The organism is Mycobacterium sp. VKM Ac-1816D, from assembly GCF_000416385.1.
Lineage (GTDB): Bacteria > Actinomycetota > Actinomycetes > Mycobacteriales > Mycobacteriaceae > Mycobacterium > Mycobacterium neoaurum_A.
On the sequence record NZ_AOHQ01000136.1, the window covers coordinates 97,165 to 113,025 of the forward strand.

Genomic DNA, 15,861 nt, shown 5'->3' on the forward strand with positions numbered 1-15,861 from the left:
TGCGAACGGATCAGGGGTTGATGGTCGGCGCGCCGATCTGACGGCCCCACACATACTCGGTGAAGATCGGGGATCCCAGCTCGACATGGTTGTACGGCGCGATGGACAGCCCGGTGTCCATCACCAGATACGGTGCGGGCCACAGCTCCCGGGTGATCTTCTGCCAACAGCCGGGACGGCCGCCAGGACCGCCGCGGGCGTTCACCCTCGGCAGGTTGTCCGGGAACACGTAGGCATTGCCGACCCCGCCGAGGCCGAAGATGGTGCCTGCCGAGTCCAACGAGAAACCGTTGTCCCCACCGAACACCTGGGCCATCAGCGGTGCCGCATCGTGATAGTTGCGCAGGGTGCACAACAGCTGCGGACTGTAGTAGTCGAACAGCGTCGCGGTGGGAAGGAGATCGTGGGCCCCGCGCACCAGATACGGTCCGGCGCGCTCCATGATGTCGGTGCCGGTACCACCGACACCGACGGCGGCCAACAGGGCAGCGTCCAGGTGGCCGCGTTGATCATCGAGGGTGTCCGCCGTGGTGGCGGCGTCGGCCAGGCCGTCGAACAGGTCCGGTGCATTCTCGGCGTAGCGGTCGGCCAGCGCCGTCACCGCGCGGACGTCGCGGCGGAATTGGGGCAGTCGCTCGTTGAGCGCGGCCAGGATCGCGTTGCCGTCGGACAGGGACGCGCCGAAGGTGCCACCGCGGCCGCCCAGCGCCTGGGCGGCCGCGGTCAGCGTCTGGTTCAACTGCACCGGATCCACCCGCTCGGCGATGGTGAGCACCGTTTCGAACAGGGAATTGAATTCGGTACTGACCCAGGTCGCGGTGATCTCGTCGTGCGCGCGGGCGTGCGGTCCCACCGGATGCCCCGGTGCGGCCAGCGCCACGTACTTGTTGCCGAACACGGTGGTGGCCTTGATCTCTGCCCCGATATTGGCCGGTAGCAACGCCAGGTACCGCGGATCGACCAGCAGGGTCAGCCGGGCCTGGCCGGCCGGCGTCGGCGCGATCCGGCTGACGCGACCGATCTCGACACCGTTGAGCGTGACCTTGGTGCCCGGGTCCACCACCAGACCGGCGCGCGGTGAGAGCAACGTGAGCTCCACACGTGAGCGGAACTCACCGCGGAACTGCTGATAGAGCAGCACACCGGCGGCGGCCAGCAGCACCAGGGCCACCGCACCCGCCACCCGGTACGGCGGTGCCGACCGGTCGACGAAAGCCACTTTGCGACACTATTCCGATGGTGGCCCGCCGCACTGCCGATCCGGCAGAGACACGTGCCGCGGTACTGGCCGTGGCGCACTGGTTACGTGATGACACCCAACCCGCGCCGGCCCGGGCCGATATCGCCGCCGCGGTGCGGTTGACCGCCCGCACCCTCGCCGCGGCCGCACCCGGCGCCAGCGTCGAGGTGCGGGTGCCGCCGTTCGTCGCGGTGCAGTGCATCGCCGGGCCCCGACACACCCGTGGCACACCGCCCAATGTGGTGGAGACCGACGCCCACACCTGGTTGCGTCTGGTCACCGGACTGACCGCGATGACCGACCCCCGCCTGCACCTGTCGGGTTCCCGGGCCGCCGAGATCGCCGACGCGCTGCCCCTGGTCACCCTGCCCGGCTAGCGCATGTAGGGATACTCCTGCACCCAGTGGAACCCCCGGCTGCGCAGCGGAAAGCTCTCCAGGTCAACCGATTCCAGCTCCATGGTGACCGGGCGACCCTGCAGCGTGCCGGTCAGCTCCAGGCGATCCGGCGCGGGTCTGGTGACATCGAACTCGGCGAACTCGGCCGGATCCGCCGCCGGAGCGGTCTCACCGTCCGGCTTCGGGAGCGGGGTCGTGATCTCAAGGCGCCGCTGCTCGGCATCGAACTGCAGCGGCGCGTCACGCAGACCGCCGTCCATCCACTGGATCGTGACCATCCCCTCTGTGTCGAAAATCATTCGCTGCCAGCGGAATCGGTCGGTGGTCAGTGGCGGTGCCTGCCGATCGTCGACGCGGAAGTCGGTTACCGTCCAGATTCCGTAGAGTTCGGGTTTTGCCCGTCCGTCACCGTATTGGTGCCACGCCTGCCAGCCCATGACGGCCAGCCCGATGCTGATCCATACCCCGAGACCGATCTGCACGGCGGTGGCGATGCGGTTCGAGCGATCCGATGCGAACAGCCGTGGTGTCGGCGCCGCTTGCACAGCACGGTGGCGCACGAGCACATCGGCAAGACGCCGCAGATGCGGGGCGAGAAGCACGATGCTGATCAGCAGCAGGTGGAACGAGAGGATCTTCACGGGGACGTCGAAGGCCATGTTCAGCAGGAACACCTGGCCCATGCTGAGCAGGCTCAACAATGCGCCCAGCACGGCGGTGCGCGGCCAGAACAGCAGCAGGCCTGCCGTCACCTCCACCGCACCGAGGGCCATTTCGTAGGGATGGGAGGTGCCGACCTGCAGCCACAGCATCGACATCGGGCTGAACTCGCCGAGAGGTTGCACAAGAGCCGGCAGCGGCGGGGTCGGCATCTGGGTGGGGATCAGCTTGGCGAACCCGTAGAACAGCATCTGCCCGCCGAGACACAGCCGTAGGAAGACCGTGAACCAGACGGCCTGCCGGGCGTAATCGGTCCGCCGCCGGTCCAGGACCGACCACAGCGCGGTGCCGAGCACGGCGATGATCAGCAGACACAGGATCGATACCCAGATCGCGGCCTGGTCGCCGCTGCCCGAGTCCCGGCGGATCGCCGCATCGATACCGAAGACCGTGCGGCCCACCCAGATGTTGACCGGATCGGTCAACAGCATCTGCCACATCACCGCACCGGGCGGCAGCCACAGCGCGATGACGCCGGCGAACGCGTAGGTGATCTGCGCGAACCACAAACAGAACAATCCGAAGTAGATGACGCAGAAACGGAATGCGACCTTCGTCACTAAATTCCACACATCAGCTGACGGTAGTTGCCGGATACCGGCGGCGGAATGGGGTCAACCCCCACCCGGGGGTGGTGAAAACCATCTTGCTGTTGAGTTTTTCGGCACCGATGACCGTAGACTGGCGGCGTCACCCCCAGCCCCCAGGGAGCAGCCATCGTGACCTCCGCGCCGGTAGAGCCTGACGAGACCGACCCCAAAGAGGAGTGCGGCGTCTTCGGCGTCTGGGCTCCCGGCGAGGACGTGGCCAAGCTCACGTACTACGGCCTGTACGCGTTGCAGCATCGCGGCCAGGAGGCGGCCGGTATCGCGGTCGCCGACGGTGCTCAGGTCCTCGTCTTCAAGGATCTGGGTCTGGTCAGCCAGGTGTTCGATGAGCAGACCCTGGCCGCCATGCACGGACACGTCGCCGTCGGGCACTGCCGGTACTCGACCACCGGTTCCACGACGTGGGAGAACGCCCAGCCGGTCTTCCGCAACACCGCCGCGGGCACCGGAGTCGCCCTCGGGCACAACGGCAACCTGGTCAACACCGCCGAACTGGCGACACGTGCGCGGGCGGCGGGCCTGATCGACACCCGCGGCGCCCCAGCCGCCACCACCGACTCCGACATCCTCGGCGCGCTGCTGGCGCACGGTGCCGCCGACTCCACCCTGGAACAGGCGGCGCTGGCGCTGCTGCCCACCGTGCGCGGTGCGTTCTGCCTGACGTTCATGGACGAGAACACCCTCTACGCAGCCCGCGACCCGCATGGTGTGCGCCCGCTGTCGCTGGGCCGCCTCGACCGCGGCTGGGTCGTCGCCTCGGAGACCGCCGCCCTCGACATCGTCGGCGCCTCCTTCGTGCGCGATATCGAGCCCGGTGAACTCCTGGCGATCGACGCCGACGGCGTGCGGTCCACCCGTTTCGCCAACCCGACCCCCAAGGGCTGCGTCTTCGAGTACGTGTACCTGGCCCGGCCCGACAGCGTCATCGGTGGCCGCTCCGTCCACGCCACCCGCGTCGACATCGGCCGTCGGCTGGCCGCCGAGAATCCCGTCGACGCCGACCTGGTGATCGGCGTCCCCGAATCGGGCATCCCGGCCGCCGTCGGTTACGCACAGGGCTCCGGCATTCCCTACGGCCAGGGCCTGATGAAGAACGCCTATGTGGGCCGCACCTTCATCCAGCCGTCCCAGACCATTCGTCAGCTGGGTATCCGGCTCAAGCTCAACCCGCTCAAAGAGGTCATCCGCGGAAAGCGTCTGATCGTCGTCGACGATTCGATCGTGCGCGGTAACACGCAGCGGGCACTGATCAGGATGCTGCGTGAGGCGGGGGCGGTGGAGGTCCACGTACGGATCGCCTCGCCGCCGGTGAAGTGGCCGTGTTTCTACGGGATCGACTTCGCCACGCCTGCCGAACTGATCGCCAACGCCGCCAGCAACTCCGCCGATGAGTCGGAGATGCTCGAAGGGGTCCGGCGGGCGATCGGCGCCGACACGCTGGGCTACATCAGCCACCAGGGCATGGTGGCCGCGACCGAACAGCCCGCATCGCGGCTGTGCTCGGCATGTTTCGACGGTGACTACCCGATCGAACTTCCCGGCGAGTCCGCGCTGGGCAAGAACGTCATCGAGCACATGCTGGCCAGTGCCGCACGCAACGGCCTCCCGCTGGAGTCGACGAACGCCGGCGGGGACAACGCGGACGCCGTCCGGCGGCCGTGACTTCCGGCCCCGCGGGGCGGATCACTGGAACGGGCAGCCCGGGTTGTCCACCGAATTGGCCAGCGGGGAGCCTGCGGGCACGATGTAGCCCACCCACATCACCAGCGGGTCGGGTCCCAGGTTGCGTCCCTCGTGCACATAGCCCGGCCCGACGGTCTCGGTGATGGCGCTGCCCGCCGGGTAGGTCCCGTCGACGGAGCAGTCGGCCGAGTAATGGGTCAGCGTGCCGGAGCGGATCACGCCGTACACCTGGCCGGGATGCCAGTGCCAGCCGGTGCTGCCGCCGGGGGCGATGGTGAGCTCCTTGGTGACATAGTCCTGGCCGTCACCGGTGGACTGCACCAGGATGGTCCCCTGCACACCCTCCCCGGGGGTGGCTGCCGCGGGAGCCGTCCAGCCCAACGACACCATCCCGACGAGCAGCGCCCCACACAATCTGGTCATGACTGGTCACGCTCTCACAGCCGGGGCGTGAGCGGGACCGGTCTGCAGGATGCGATCGGTGGACGCAGACCGGGTAGCCTTGGGCCCGATGAGCGAGCTTCAACGGGCGGGTCGCTGACATGGGTCAGGGACACGACGAACAACACGGTATTTCCTATGCAACGGCCGGCGTGGACATCGAGGCGGGCGATCGCGCCGTCGAGCTGTTCAAACCCCTTGCCAAGCGGGCGACCCGGCCGGAGGTACGCGGGGGTCTCGGCGGGTTCGCCGGGCTGTTCGCGCTGCGCGACGGGTACCGCGAGCCGCTGCTGGCGTCCTCGACCGACGGGGTGGGCACCAAGCTGGCCATCGCCCAGGCGATGGACAAGCACGACACCGTCGGTCTGGACCTGGTCGCCATGGTGGTCGACGATCTCGTGGTGTGTGGTGCCGAGCCGCTGTTCCTGCAGGACTACATCGCGGTGGGACGGACCGTCCCGGAGCGGGTCGCCGCAATCGTCTCGGGTATCGCCGACGGCTGCGTACTGGCCGGTTGCGCGCTGCTGGGCGGTGAGACGGCCGAACATCCCGGCCTGATGGAACCCGACCACTACGACATCTCGGCCACCGGTGTGGGCGTCGTGGAGGCCGACAACGTGCTCGGTCCGGACCGGGTCAAGCCCGGCGATGTGATCATCGCGATGGCATCCACCGGCCTGCACTCCAACGGCTATTCGCTGGCGCGCAAGGTCCTCCTGGAGATCGATCGGATGGATCTCTCGGGCCACGTGGAGGAGTTCGGCCGCACCCTCGGTGAGGAGCTGCTGGAGCCCACCTACATCTACGCCAAGGACTGCCTGGCGCTGGCTGCCGAGACACAGGTACGCACGTTCTGCCACATCACCGGTGGCGGGTTCGCGGGCAACCTGGAGCGCATCATCCCGCCCGGCCTGGTGGCCGAGCTGGATCGTGGCACCTGGACCCCGGCGCCCGTCTTCGGCATGATCGCCCAGCGCGGGCGCATCGAGCGTGCCGAAATGGAACGGACGTTCAACATGGGCGTCGGTATGGTCGCCATCGTCGCGCCGGAGGACACCGACCGCGCGTTGGCGATTCTCACCGCTCGCCACCTCGCGTGCTGGCCGGTGGGGACAGTGGCCAAGGGCGCAAAGGATGGGGTTCGAGCTCAGCTCGTCGGGCGTCACCCGCGGTTCTAGGGACCCGTCGAGGGTCGCCGGCCGCGGGGACGCCGGCCGGCGTCAGCGACGCCAGTCGTCCTCGTCGGCATAGCGATCGGCGGGTCCACCGAAATCATCGGCGCTGCCGTTGAAGTCGTCGGCACCGCCGCTGCTGCGACCGCCGTTGGACAGTTCGCGCTGAAGCCGCTCGAAATCAGTCTCTGGCGTGTTGTATTTCAGGTCTCGAGCAACCTTGGTCTGCTTTGCCTTAGCCCGGCCGCGGCCCATAGGGGACCCCCTCGCGCAATAACGGAGCGGCCCAACGTGCAGGCGGCTCCGATCTGAGTGTGTTTATTGTCCTGCCGATACCTTACCGTGCCTCGGGGCGGACCGCTGGTAGGCCCTACCTACCAGCGGTGTCAGCGCTCCATCAGCGGCTGCCGCGCAGCTTCTCGACCGCCAACCTGCCCGCGCCGACATGCTCGGTGTGCGGCATCGACTCGGCTTCGATAGCGGCGGCCACCTCGACCTCGCCCCCGGTGACCAGTGCCGTATCGGCCGGTATACCTCGCTTGACCAGCGCCAACGCTATCGGGCCGTCGTCGACATGGTCGACGACGGTACCGAGGCGGCCCACCGCGCGGCCGCCGGCCAGCAGTGGATCACCGGTGGCCGGTCGGTCGACAGAACCGTCGAGCTGCACGAGCACCAGCATCCGCGGCGGCTTGCCGAGGTTGTGCACCCGGGCGACGGTCTCCTGGCCCCGGTAGCAACCCTTCTCCAGGTGCACCGCACCCTGACCGGGGCCACCGATCCAGCCCACCTCGTGGGGGATGGTGCGCTCGTCGGTGTCCACACCGAGGCGCGGGCGCCGCGCGCTCGCCCGGTGCGCCTCGTAGGCCCACACCCCGGCCGGCCGGACACCCGCGCCGTCGAGCCTGGACAGCCACGCGTCCTTGTCGGCGCGGGGAACCACCAGGTCGAACTCGTCGGCGAACACCGCGCGCAGGAAGCCGCCACCGGGTAGCGGTGTCGCGGTCCACCGTGCGGCGGGCACCACCAGGCCGAGATCGGCCAAGGCCTTCGGCGCCGCGGGACCGATGAGCGAGAGCACCGCCAGGTCGGCGGGCTCGACGACGACATCGGCCCAGAAGACCATCTTGCGCAGGAAGTCCAGCAACGGTTGGCCGCGCCAGGGTTCGGTGTCCAGCACGGTGACGCCGTCGAGCTGGGTCTGAAGCCAGTGGTCTTCGACACGTCCCTGGCCGTCGAGGCTCAGGTTCTCGGCCACCGCGCCGTCGGGGAGATCGCTGACGTGCTGGCTGGAGATGGTGTGCAACCAGCTCTTACGCTCGGCGCCGGTGAGTTGCAGCGTGGCCCGGTGGGAGCGGTCCACCACGACCGCGGCGGTGGCGGCGGCCCGCTGCTCGCCGAGCGGATCGCCGTAGTGCCAGACCGCGCCGGCGTCGGGACCTGATTCGGGGGCGGGAACGGCAGACATGCATCCATGCTACGACCGCTACGCTGCCCGGATGCCCCCTCGATCCGCCGACGTGGTGGTGACCCTGGACGGGGTGGTGCGGTCCCCGTCCGCCCCGCTGGTCGGTGCCACCGACCCCATGTTGATCCGTGGCACCGGGGTTTTCGAGACGGTGCTGCTGCGCGCCGGTGAACCTTGCCTGTTGGATGCCCACCTCGGCAGGCTCGCGGTGTCCGCCGCGCTGGTCGGGCTGCCCGCGCCTGACCTGCAGCGCTGGCGGGACACCGTCGAGGTGGCCCTGGCGCATCGGCCGGGCGACGGTGTCCTGCGACTGGTGCACGGACCGCGGGTCTCCTTCGTGACGGTCTCCGATGTGCCGGAGCGTGCCCTGCGGTCGCGCCGCGACGGGGTGGCCGCACTGACGCTGGATCCCGGGCCGCGGGGGCGGATCTCCGGTGCGAAATCGCTGTCCTACGCCGTGAACTCGGCGGCGCTGCGGCATGCGCAGGCCCGTGGTGCCGACGATGTCGTCTTCGTCGATGCGGCGGGCACCGTGCTGGAGGGGCCGCGGTCGTCGGTCGTGATCGCTGTGGGCGAAACTCTGCTCAGTCCGCCGCCCACCCTGCCGATCCTGGCGGGCACCACGGTGGCCGCGTTGTTCGATATCGCCCCGCGCTGCGCCTACCGCTCGTTGACGGTCGCCGATCTTGTTGCGGCGCAAGGTGTTTGGCTGCTCTCGGCGGTGACTCTCGCCGCCAGGGTGCACACCCTGGACGGAGTGGCGCTCGCGCCTGCTCCCGGAGCCGACGACCTGGCCCGATTGGTCGAGAGCGCGATCACCGGCTAAATCGGTTGTCGGACCCGGCTTCTGGGAGTACGGTCGCTCGTACACAGGAAGGGAGGTGGTCCGAGAAATTGAGTGACATACGGACAAGTGAGGTGGCTGCTAGCTAGCAGCACCAGGAGTGTGATGAGCGTCTTGGCTCTTCGCACACGCGTTTCGCGCACCCTGCGAGCGCTGGCGAATACCAAGTAGCCACCCGGCCCCCGAGCCCTTGGTTGGTCCAACCGAGATCAAACGGCTCGGGGGCTGCTCCGTTTCACGGGCGGCCCCGCTATCGGTGCAGTGAAGGCGCTCAGCCGATGAAGCGCGTGAGCCGCGCCGACAGATGCGGTACCAGCCCGCCGTCGGCGTCGACGCGTTCCTCGACATAGGCCAGATCGCCGCCCTCGACGATGCCGTAGAGCCGCTTGGCCCCGCCGACCAGTTGCCCGGATTTGCTGCGAGCCAATGCGTCGGTGGCCAGCTCCCAGGACGCCTGATTCAGGGGAGTGCCGTAGAAGAGTTCGATATAACCCGACGCATGGGCCAGCAGCAGCTCGATGGCCTGGGTTTCGTCGGGATCGGCGGGGTCGCTGACGAACCGCCAGTAACCGGTCTCGCGCAGCGCGGGGCCGACGTACTCACCGGTCTCGGACAGTCGCCACGAGCGGGAGTCCCAGTTCAGATAGTCCCCACCGTCGTGCGAGACGATGATCTGCTGCCCGAAGTGGTAGTCACCCGCGCCGTCGCGGCCCTCGCCGGTGCCGCGCCACACCCCGACAAGGGGAAGCAGCGCCAACAAACCGTCGTGGAGATCGGCGCCCTCGCGCAGATTCGCGGTGTCGGCGGGAATCGGGAGGTCGTCGAAGGAAGGGATGTTGCGGGCCGCGGTGATCTTGGCCCGTTCGGCCGCAGCAGCGACCGCCCGGTCACCCGACCCGGGGGCAACGGACTCGCCGTCCGAAGGCCTCGGACCGCTCACCCCTCGTCGGTGACGAGCCGGTAGACGGCGTAGAGCGCGAACCACGTGATGACGACGACGGCCACCACGAGCAGGAATTCGAAGAACAGAACCACGTCGATGATCCTAACCGCCGATGGGCACCGCGCTCGAGCCGAGGCCCGGGCGCGGTGCCACCGCACGTCGACTGAGCCTTGACTAAGCGACCTTGACGTCGATTTCGTGGATGCCGGCACCGGTCGGGCTGATGCTGGCATCGCCGTTTCCGGCGGGCGAGAGAGCACGCAGGGTCCAGCTGCCCGGCGCCGCGAAGAAGCGGAAGTCACCGGTGGCCGATGCGACGACCTCGGCGGTGAACTCGTCGGAGCCGTCGAGCAGCCGGACGAAGGCACCGCCCACGGCCTGGCCGGAACCGTCGACCACACGGCCGGTGATGACGGTTTCCTTCTCCAGGTCGACGCCGGCGGGCAACGTCAGTCCTTGTTTAGGGGCAGAGCACATATCAACTTCCCAACTCGATCGGGGCACCCACCAGGGAGCCGTATTCCGTCCAACTACCGTCGTAGTTCTTGACGTTCTTGTGGCCGAGCAGCTCCTGCAGCACGAACCAGGTGTGCGAGGACCGCTCGCCGATGCGGCAGTAGGCGATCGTCAGCTTGTCGCCGTCCAGGCCGGCATCGGCGTATAGCTTGGCCAGGTCTTCATCCGACTTGAACGTGCCGTCCTCGTTGGCCGCCTTGCTCCATGGCACGCTGATGGCGGTCGGGATGTGGCCGGCGCGCTGGCTCTGCTCCTGCGGGAGGTGCGCCGGGGCGAGGATCTTGCCGGAGAACTCGTCGGGGGAGCGCACGTCGACCAGGTTCTTCTCACCGATGGCGGCGATCACCTCGTCGCGGAAGGCGCGGATGTCGTTGTTGGGCGCCTTGGCGGTGTACGACGTAGCGGGACGATTCGGCACGTCGGTGACCAGCGGGCGTCCGTCGAGCTCCCACTTCTTGCGTCCACCGTCGAGCAGCTTGACGTTCTCGTGGCCGTAGAGCTTGAAGTACCAGTAGGCGTAGGCGGCGAACCAGTTGTTGTTACCGCCGTAGAGGATGACGGTGTCATCGTTGGCGATGCCCTTGTCCGACAGCAGCTTCGAGAACTGCTGCTGGTCGACGAAGTCGCGCTTGACCTGGTCCTGCAGCTCGGTCTTCCAGTCGATGCGGACGGCGCCGGCGATGTGCCCGCCCTCGTAGGCGGAGGTGTCCTCGTCGACCTCGACGAACACCGTGTTCGGTGCGTCGAGATTGCTCTCGGCCCAGTCGGTGGAGACCAGGACGTCGGAGCGTGCCATGAAGTGGTTCCTTTCGGTTGGTGAAGCGTGTCGTTGGTGAGTCAGGGGCGGGCGGGAACGCGGCGGAACCGCGCGACGAGCGGATAGATCTGGCAGCCCAGGCAGATGCCGAAGGCGGCGTTCAGGAACGCGGCGAATAGGGCGAAAGCGGTGGCCACCAGGCCGACCGTCGGGAATCCGGCGGCGAAGCCGAGGGTGCCGGCCAACCCGAAGGCGAACCCGACGAGCTGTGCGAACTTCAACGGCGGGACCGGTTCGCGTTCGGTGACCGGTTCGCGTTCGGTGACCGGTCCGCGGCGGGGCGCGATCAGCGCGGCGTAGATCCGGCCGTAGGGATGGCGACGCGGTCCTGCGGTGGCGCCGATGGCGAACGCCACGGTCTGCAGGCCGAGGATGACCGCTGCCGCGGGCACGCTGACCGCCGAGACGAGCAGCGTGATGATCAGCACGGCGGTGGTCACCCAGGCGACGAACCGCGGGCCGCGGACGTCGACCTGATCGATGTGGTCTGTTGGCATGTGAGTGCTCCTGTTGCTTGGCTGGACTGGGCTGGGGCACACCACGAGGGCGCCTCCGCGAGCATGCGCACCAAGAAAGGGGGCGCGGCTACTCAGCAGCTACGACAACAACAGCAACAACCGGCCGTGCGGCACAGATCAACTGCGCGGCGTTTCGTGAGCAGCAGCTCAAGACGGGCGGTCACGACCGACATGGTACCCGTTCACACCGTCGTCAGGCCAATAGAGGCTGCAGGGCCGAGCGCAGGTCAGCGGCCTTGGGGACACCGGTCGTGCGGTAACGCGGATGCCCGCCGGCGTCGAAGATGATCGTGGTCGGCAGCGACAGCACCGAAAGCCGCCGCGCCGCCTCGGGATTGTCGTCCATGTCGATCTCCACATGGGCGACAGTGTTTCCCTGATCGGCCAGGTCGGCGACCACCTGGTCGACCACCCGTCGCACCGCCGCACACGGACCGCACCAGGTCGCGGTGAAATGCAGGATTGTCGGCTCTTCGCTGGACAGGCCCAGGCCGCCGGTGTCGATCGAGGCGGCCTCGTCGGCGGCGCGCAACATCCCCGACCGTAACGAGATCAGCTTGCCGACGATATAACCGAGCCCGAGCACGGCGATCACCACGACGATCACGATCGCCATCGAAGTGTTCATGACTGTCTGAACCCGTCCAGGTCGATGGTTAGTCCTTCGGCGATGCCCTCGATGATCAGATCGGAGCCGCGTGCCCCCGCGGTGGTGGGCTGCAGACCGAACGGTAATCGCTGGCCGGGGATGCGGCCGGCGAACGCGTCCAGCACATCGGCGGTCTTGTCCTCGGGCACCGCCTCGTCGGCCGTGCCGGGGCCGGTCAGCACCCCGGTGGGCGTCATGACCAGGGTGGTGTCGCCGGGGTCGGCCAGCGACAGGTCCACCGCGACGCTGACGCGTTTGTCCAGACCGTCGGGCGTACCGGTGAACACCAGATCCTGTCCGCTGGAGATGCCGGACTCGGTCACCCCAGGGGATCCGTCCTCGGTCTCGCGGGTGGGTGCCTCCACCAACAGGTCCTTCATGCCGATGTACCGGCCGATATGGGTGGAGTCCAGGATGATCCGGCTTTCCACCTTGCCGACGGGCAGGCGCGCGTCGGGCCCGATCAGCCATCCGGTGTCGGTGATGTCGATGTCGTGCAGCGTGGCCTCCAGCGAGACCTTCCCGGTGACCGGGTGGTCGACGCCGGCGGCCCGGATCTCCAACTCCTGGTATCGGTGTGCGCGGGCCTGGGTCGCGAACGGGAAGCCCAGGATGCTGACCCATGGATCGAAGTCCAGGTGATTGGCTGTCCGCACGCTGCGGGCGAGCCGGTATTCGGCATAGATGGCGGCTCCGAAATCGGTGCCGACGGCCCCGACAACCACCGCCACGACGGTCGAGATGGCCCCGATCAGCATCTTGCGCACCGCCACATTCTGGCGCACACCCGTGCGCCGGGGCGGGCACCCGTCGGTTCCGGTCTGCTAACTGCCAGGTGGCACGGTATTGTGGGGCGATCGTCGGTCGTAACGGCCACGTGTCAGTCATGAATCTGGAAGATGACCTCCGACACCGTTGTCCAGGGGAAGTCCACGACACCGCAAGGCGATGACGGGAGGGCACCGTGGAACTCTTACTACTGACCGTGGATCCGCATCCCGATACCGTGTTGCCGTCACTGTCGCTGTTGGCCCACAACGTGCGCACCGCTCCCACCGAGGTGTCCTCGCTGCTGGAGGCAGGAACCGCCGATATCGCGATCGTCGATGCGCGCAGCGATCTGGCGGCCGCCCGTGGGTTGTGCCGGCTGCTCGGCACCACCGGCACCTCCATCCCGGTCGTGGCCGTGGTCAACGAGGGCGGGCTGGTCGCGGTCAATGTCGAATGGGGGCTGGACGAGATCCTGCTGCCCGGTACCGGCCCCGCCGAGATCGATGCCCGGTTGCGGCTGCTGATCGGCCGCCGCGGCGGTGTCGCCGACCAGGAGAGCGTGGGCAAGGTCACCCTCGGGGAGTTGGTCATCGATGAGGGCACCTACACCGCGCGGTTGCGCGGACGGCCGCTGGACCTCACCTACAAGGAATTCGAGCTGCTGAAGTATCTGGCCCAACACGCCGGTCGGGTCTTCACCCGCGCGCAGTTGCTCCAGGAGGTGTGGGGGTACGACTTCTTCGGTGGCACCCGCACCGTCGACGTCCACGTCCGTCGACTGCGCGCCAAGCTCGGTCCCGAGTACGAGGCGCTGATCGGTACCGTGCGCAACGTCGGGTACAAGGCGGTCCGGCCGGCCCGCGGCCGCGCCGCGGCTCCCGCGGCCGAGGATGATCTGGACGAGGAGTTCGGCGGCGAACTCGACGCCGACCTCGGTGAGTCCGAATTCGGTTCCGCGGCAGGGTCGTTCGGACCCCTGCGTGGCCAGTGATCGAATGGCGCAGCGGTCTGTCCGTCGACGACCGGTCCCGCATCACCGAGCTGATCGCTGTCGCCACGGCCAGTGACGGCGTGGCTCCGGTGGGGGACCAGGTGTTGCGTGAGCTCGGCCGTGACGACACCCGGCACCTGCTGGCCGTCGAGGGCGACGACGTGGTCGGCTATCTGAATCTGAGTGCGAGCATGGCCGAGGCGGTGGTACATCCGGATTTCCGTCGTCGCGGTATCGGGGCACGACTGATCGGCACCGGTCTCGACGCAGGGAGCGCCGACACACGCATCTGGGCGCACGGCGACCTCCCGTCGGCGCGCGCCACCGCCGCCGCGCTGGGGCTGCATGCCGTGCGTGAGCTGCTCCAGATGCGCCGCCCGCTGGCCGATCTGCCGCCGTTGCAACCCCGGCATGAGGCCCGCACCTACGCCGGGCCGACCGACGATCAGGAGTTGTTGCGCGTCAACAACGCCGCGTTCTCCTGGCATCCGGAGCAGGGCGGCTGGACCGAGGCCGATATCGACGAACGGCGCGCCGAACCCTGGTTCGACCCGCAGGGACTGTTCCTGGCCTTCGAGGGCGCCCGGCTGTTGGGCTTCCACTGGACCAAGGTGCACGGCCCGTCGCTGGGTGAGGTGTACGTCGTCGGTGTGGACCCGGCCGCCCAGGGGCGCGGTCTCGGGGCCGAGCTGACTTTGCTGGGCCTGCATCATCTGGCCGACCGGCTCGGTGATGAGGCCGATGTCACGCTGTACGTCGAGGGCGACAACACCGCCGCGGTCAAAACCTATCGCCGCCTGGGGTTCGAGGTTTTCAGCGCCGATATCGCCTATGCCCGCCCAACTGTGAACTAGCTGTACCTGTTCACCTCGCGTTCACTTTCCGTCCGCGGACCGGCCATGGCAGCCGAATACGTTGCCACGGAGTCTGAAGCCGTCAAAACTCGGAAAGTGGGATTCGTGAAGCTCAACATCGGCATGGCCTTGTCGGCGACCGCGATCGCCGCCCTCACGCTGACCGCGTGTGGCAGCGACAACAACGCGGGCACCTCCGCCGGTAGCGGTTCGGAGACCGGATCCGCCTCGGCTGCCGACTGCGGCGGCAAGAACTCGATCACCGCGGAGGGGTCGACCGCCCAGCAGAACGCCATCGCGCTGTTCAACCAGGTGTGGAGCCAGAAGTGTCAGGGCAAGAACCTGTCTTACAACCCGACCGGCTCCGGCGCAGGCCGCGAGCAGTTCGTCGCCAAGAACGTGGACTTCGCCGGATCAGATTCGGCCATCAAGGGCGATCAGGCGCAGCAGGCCGCCGAGCGTTGCGGTGGCAACCCGGTGTGGAACCTGCCGCTGGTCTTCGGCCCCATCGCGATGGCCTACAACGTCGAAGGCGTCGACGGCCTGGTGCTCAACGGCGACGTCCTTGCCAAGATCTTCCAGGGCCAGGTCACCAAGTGGAACGACCCCGCGATCACCGCACTCAACGCGGGCAAGACCCTGCCCGACACCGCCATCACCCCGATCTTCCGTTCCGACTCCTCGGGCACCACCGACAACTTCCAGAAGTACCTGGGGGCCGCCTCGGGCGGTGTCTGGACCAAGGGTGACGGCAGCGAGTTCCAGGGCGGCGCCGGTGAGGGCGCCCAGAAGTCGGCAGGCGTCGCGCAGGCCGTGCAGGCCACCCCTGGTGCCATCGGCTACGTCGAGAAGGGCTTCGCCGACCAGGCCGGCATCCCCTACGCCCAGATCGACAACGGCAGCGGCGCGGTCGAACTGACCGACGAGTCCGCGGGCAAGGCCATCGACGCCGCCAAGTTCGCCGCCGAGGGCAACGACCTGACCCTGGATCTCGCCTCGCTGTACGGCACCTCCGAAGCCGGTGCGTACCCGCTGGTGCTGGCCACCTACGAGATCGTCTGCTCCAACGGTTACGACGCCGATACCGCCGCGGCCGTCAAGTCCTTCCTGACGGTGGCCGCCAACGACGGCCAGCAGGGGCTGTCCTCCGCCGGCTACGTCCCGCTGCCCGAGAAGTTCAAGGAGCGTCTGCTGACCTCCATCGAGGCAATCGGACCCGCCTCCTAGT

At 68.2% G+C, this 15,861-nt stretch carries 19 protein-coding genes; 7 read left to right on the top strand and 12 right to left on the bottom strand.

The genetic code is table 11. The features are described from left to right. Nucleotides 1–10: 10 nt before the first annotated feature. On the bottom strand, nt 11–1,219 hold the full coding sequence (locus G154_RS14235; RefSeq protein ID WP_019511098.1) for an MCE family protein: 1,209 nt from the start codon (nt 1,217–1,219) through the stop codon (nt 11–13). Between the two features lie 17 nt (nt 1,220–1,236). On the opposite strand from G154_RS14235, the gene G154_RS14240 reads away from it, so the two are divergent. Further along, entirely contained in the window at nt 1,237–1,617 is a 381-nt protein-coding gene (locus G154_RS14240) for a sterol carrier family protein (RefSeq protein WP_019511099.1), read from the top strand. On the opposite strand, the gene G154_RS14245 is transcribed toward G154_RS14240, so the two are convergent. Beyond that, nucleotides 1,614–2,930, bottom strand: coding sequence for a hypothetical protein (locus tag G154_RS14245; protein WP_031601694.1), 1,317 nt, complete (start codon nt 2,928–2,930; stop codon nt 1,614–1,616). The genes G154_RS14240 and G154_RS14245 overlap by 4 nt on opposite strands. A gap of 147 nt (nt 2,931–3,077) precedes the next feature. On the opposite strand from G154_RS14245, the gene purF reads away from it, so the two are divergent. After that, on the top strand, nt 3,078–4,628 hold the full coding sequence (gene purF / locus G154_RS14250; protein WP_019511101.1) for an amidophosphoribosyltransferase: 1,551 nt from the start codon (nt 3,078–3,080) through the stop codon (nt 4,626–4,628). Between the two features lie 21 nt (nt 4,629–4,649). On the opposite strand, the gene G154_RS14255 is transcribed toward purF, so the two are convergent. Beyond that, complete coding sequence (locus G154_RS14255; RefSeq protein WP_045546361.1) at nt 4,650–5,072, bottom strand: cupin domain-containing protein; 423 nt, start codon at nt 5,070–5,072, stop codon at nt 4,650–4,652. Nucleotides 5,073–5,191: 119 nt separating this feature from the next. Between G154_RS14255 and purM the strand changes: the two genes are divergently transcribed. Next, on the top strand, nt 5,192–6,268 hold the full coding sequence (gene purM / locus G154_RS14260) for a phosphoribosylformylglycinamidine cyclo-ligase (RefSeq protein ID WP_019511103.1): 1,077 nt from the start codon (nt 5,192–5,194) through the stop codon (nt 6,266–6,268). 42 nt (nt 6,269–6,310) lie between these two features. Here the strand turns inward: purM and G154_RS14265 are convergent, their stop codons facing one another. Together G154_RS14265 and G154_RS14270 are read right to left on the bottom strand one after the other, a co-directional pair. After that, complete coding sequence (locus tag G154_RS14265; protein ID WP_019511104.1) at nt 6,311–6,517, bottom strand: DUF3073 domain-containing protein; 207 nt, start codon at nt 6,515–6,517, stop codon at nt 6,311–6,313. Between the two features lie 142 nt (nt 6,518–6,659). After that, entirely contained in the window at nt 6,660–7,730 is a 1,071-nt protein-coding gene (locus G154_RS14270; RefSeq protein WP_019511105.1) for a folate-binding protein YgfZ, read from the bottom strand. A gap of 31 nt (nt 7,731–7,761) precedes the next feature. Between G154_RS14270 and G154_RS14275 the strand changes: the two genes are divergently transcribed. Next, nucleotides 7,762–8,556 carry an aminodeoxychorismate lyase gene (locus tag G154_RS14275; RefSeq protein ID WP_031601692.1) on the top strand — a complete coding sequence of 265 codons (795 nt, stop codon included), beginning with the start codon at nt 7,762–7,764 and terminating at the stop codon, nt 8,554–8,556. 289 nt (nt 8,557–8,845) lie between these two features. Here the strand turns inward: G154_RS14275 and G154_RS14280 are convergent, their stop codons facing one another. From G154_RS14280 to lmeA, 7 genes are all read right to left on the bottom strand, one after another. Further along, nucleotides 8,846–9,514 (bottom strand): FABP family protein, encoded by a 669-nt coding sequence (locus G154_RS14280; protein WP_019511107.1) that lies wholly within the window; start codon nt 9,512–9,514, stop codon nt 8,846–8,848. Between the two features lie 177 nt (nt 9,515–9,691). Next, nucleotides 9,692–9,994, bottom strand: coding sequence for a DUF1416 domain-containing protein (locus G154_RS14290; protein ID WP_023986283.1), 303 nt, complete (start codon nt 9,992–9,994; stop codon nt 9,692–9,694). Between the two features lies 1 nt (nt 9,995). Continuing rightward, entirely contained in the window at nt 9,996–10,829 is an 834-nt protein-coding gene (locus G154_RS14295; protein WP_019511110.1) for a sulfurtransferase, read from the bottom strand. Nucleotides 10,830–10,870: 41 nt separating this feature from the next. Further along, complete coding sequence (locus G154_RS14300) at nt 10,871–11,347, bottom strand: DUF4395 domain-containing protein (protein WP_019511111.1); 477 nt, start codon at nt 11,345–11,347, stop codon at nt 10,871–10,873. Nucleotides 11,348–11,439: 92 nt separating this feature from the next. After that, a complete protein-coding gene (locus G154_RS27395) occupies nt 11,440–11,541 on the bottom strand; it encodes an Ms5788A family Cys-rich leader peptide (RefSeq protein ID WP_353618511.1) in 102 nt (33 codons plus the stop codon). A 20-nt stretch (nt 11,542–11,561) separates the two neighbouring features. Beyond that, complete coding sequence (locus G154_RS14305; RefSeq protein ID WP_019511112.1) at nt 11,562–11,996, bottom strand: co-chaperone YbbN; 435 nt, start codon at nt 11,994–11,996, stop codon at nt 11,562–11,564. After that, nucleotides 11,993–12,775, bottom strand: a complete 783-nt coding sequence (gene lmeA / locus G154_RS14310; protein ID WP_031601691.1) for a mannan chain length control protein LmeA — start codon at nt 12,773–12,775, stop codon at nt 11,993–11,995. Before lmeA ends, G154_RS14305 begins: the two co-directional genes overlap by 4 nt. A 206-nt stretch (nt 12,776–12,981) precedes the next feature. Here lmeA and G154_RS14315 point away from each other — a divergent pair, with 206 nt between their 5' ends. The 3 genes from G154_RS14315 (at nt 12,982) to pstS (ending at nt 15,860) form a co-directional block, all read left to right on the top strand. Continuing rightward, complete coding sequence (locus G154_RS14315; RefSeq protein ID WP_019511114.1) at nt 12,982–13,779, top strand: response regulator transcription factor; 798 nt, start codon at nt 12,982–12,984, stop codon at nt 13,777–13,779. Beyond that, nucleotides 13,779–14,633: a mycothiol synthase gene (mshD, locus tag G154_RS14320; protein WP_023986280.1), complete on the top strand. Its 855-nt coding sequence runs from the start codon at nt 13,779–13,781 to the stop codon at nt 14,631–14,633. Before G154_RS14315 ends, mshD begins: the two co-directional genes overlap by 1 nt. A 123-nt stretch (nt 14,634–14,756) precedes the next feature. Further along, a complete protein-coding gene (gene pstS, locus G154_RS14325) occupies nt 14,757–15,860 on the top strand; it encodes a phosphate ABC transporter substrate-binding protein PstS (protein WP_110807093.1) in 1,104 nt (367 codons plus the stop codon). Nucleotide 15,861 lies beyond the last annotated feature (1 nt).